At 43.5% G+C, this 2,458-nt stretch carries 1 protein-coding gene; it reads left to right on the top strand.

The window, feature by feature from the left end; all coding sequences use genetic code 11:
- Positions 1 to 2,442 (top strand): CBS domain-containing protein (locus BG32_RS10375; protein ID WP_121526793.1); only part of this gene is annotated, 2,442 nt, incomplete at its 5' end.
- Between the last annotated feature and the right edge of the window lie 16 nt (positions 2,443 to 2,458).

Here is a 2,458-nt window from a genome sequence, read left to right as displayed (position 1 = left end):
TCATTTTATTACGTAAATGAGATACGGATTTCCAATCTCTCCTCTTTGATAATCGTTGATACATCTGATCTAAAAAGAATTCCCGCTTCTCTTCAACAATCTATTCAAAGAAATACCGACGTGAAGTTTTACGACCATCACAGGACAAGCTTGAGTGAAGCACAAAAAGGAATTTTCAAGGATCTTGGAGCTTGCACCACTCTCATGTGCAATCAGCTGAGGAAAAAGAAGAAGGAAATATCCAGAAATGAGGCAACCCTATTTGCGACAGCAATCTACAGGGAAACTGGAAATTTCACTCATGCCTCTACCAGAGCACAAGATCTGAGTACTGCCGCATGGCTTATCGATCTAGGCGCACGGCCGGACGATCTTGGAATCTACTCGGGCTACAAGCTGAGCGCTTCACAACAGAGGCTCATAGAATCACTGATACTGGGTTTGAGAAGGACATCGATCAGAGGGGTAGAAATCAACATTGCATCTGCAAGAAGAGACTTTCTGCCGGGAGGGTTTAGCCTCGTGGTAGAAAAACTCTGGTCCTTTCTTGGCGTAGAGAATCTAGTTGTCCTTCTCAAAACCAACAATCGAGTATATTACACCCTAAGATCGAAATACATGAATCTCGACACTGCCGAACTCGATGGTGTGCAAAGAAACAGCGGCGGATCATACACACTTGGTTACTTTGAAAACTGCACGTCAGCAGAAGCCGAAGAAAAAATCATAAAAAACTTCGAAAACAACATTGAACGCCTCATTAAAGTAAGAGATATTATGTCTTCACCGGTGAGAACCGCTCTTGCAGAGATGAAGGTTGAAGATGTCTTCAAAATCATGCAGAGAACGGGTCATCACACTCTGCCGGTAGTTGATCAGGAAAAGCTTGTAGGTATAGCCAAATACAGGAATACCGAAAAAGCCATTAGACACGGACTGGCAGCGAGAAGAATAATTGAAGTGATGGACCGTTTCTTTGTGACGGCATCGGTAGACGATTCGGTTCAGGCGGTAACCGATAAGATGATAGAAAACGATACAACTGCAATTCTAATCCTCGACGGTGGTATCCTGAGTGGAATAGTGACACGGACTGATCTCCTGAAGAGCACTTTTGGAAGAAGAAGGATAATCGATCCCGGAGAAAAGATAGGTGATCAGAACTATGCCAAATTCCCCGTAGAAGATTTGATAGAGGAACGCGTCGAAAAACGCATAGTAACCATGCTAAGATTTCTCGGTGCAGTTGGGAGCGAGCTCAACATGCCGACTTACATAGTTGGAGGTTTTGTGAGGGATCTTCTCTTGAACAAAAAAAATCTCGATCTAGACATAGTGGTCGAAGGCAATGCCAATCTCTTTGCAGAGACCTTCAAAAAGTACTTTAACATTAAGATTGTCGAGCACAGGGAATTTCTCGCCAGTTCCATGTTCTTCAACGATGGTCTGAGAATTGACGTTGCAACGGCGAGAACTGAATACTACAAGAAACCAGCGATTCTTCCTGAGGTCGAAATGAGCACGATAAAGAAAGATCTTTACAGGAGAGATTTCTCCATAAATGCCATGGCTATAAAACTGAACCAGGAGGATTTTGGAATTCTGATCGATTTCTTTGGATCGAGAAAGGACCTTTCAAAAGGGATTATAAGAGCACTCCACCCTCTAAGCTTCATCGAGGACCCGACAAGAATCCTCAGAGCCGTAAGATTTGAACAGCGCTTTGGGTTCGAGATAGAAGTGAGAACCGCCGAGCTGCTCAAGCAATGTGCAGCTGAAGGATATCTCGATAGGGTAACAGGGCAGAGACTGAGAGACGAATTGAGCAAGGCAATTGAAGAGCCGCTTCCACTCAAGGCCTTGAGAAGACTTGCCAGCCTTGGTGTTATGGAGAAGCTCTTCCCCGAAACAGAATTTGATAGAGAGACAGACATCAGACTCCAGCGCTATTTCCTTCGAAGAGAGAGAAACGCTTTGTTAATTGGAGAAGATAGGATGTTCTACACACTCTTAATGATAATCCTAAGAAAGAGTGACTCGAAATCCGTTGAATGGTGCATAGCACGTTATGGATTGCCGAAAAACTATCTTGAAAGGCTTAATGATGCGATAGCCACTGCAGGTATAATAGTTAATGAGAAGCCAGAGACTCCTTCTCAATTCTACAGATCTCTGAAGACGAACAAGCCCGAAATACTTAACTTCGTCAACAGTTATCTGGATGAACAGGAGGATTTGTTATTCCTTGCCTATCTGAAGAAACTGAATGACACGAAATTATCAATCAATGGAAATGTACTTAAGACCAGATACGGCATGAGGGAAGGCCCCGAGATAAGAGATGTTCTAGACGAGCTGTTCTGTGCAAGGCTGGACGGTCTTACAAAAGATAAGGAAGATGAGTTTGTCAGGGAATACCTGAAAGGGAGGGGATGGAAATGAAAAGAGCAAAGTTGTT

Source organism: Mesotoga sp. HF07.pep.5.2.highcov (genome assembly GCF_003666285.1).
Classification (GTDB): domain Bacteria; phylum Thermotogota; class Thermotogae; order Petrotogales; family Kosmotogaceae; genus Mesotoga; species Mesotoga prima.
Note: the sequence above shows the minus strand (reverse complement) of the source record. Positions and strands in the feature narration are given on the sequence as shown.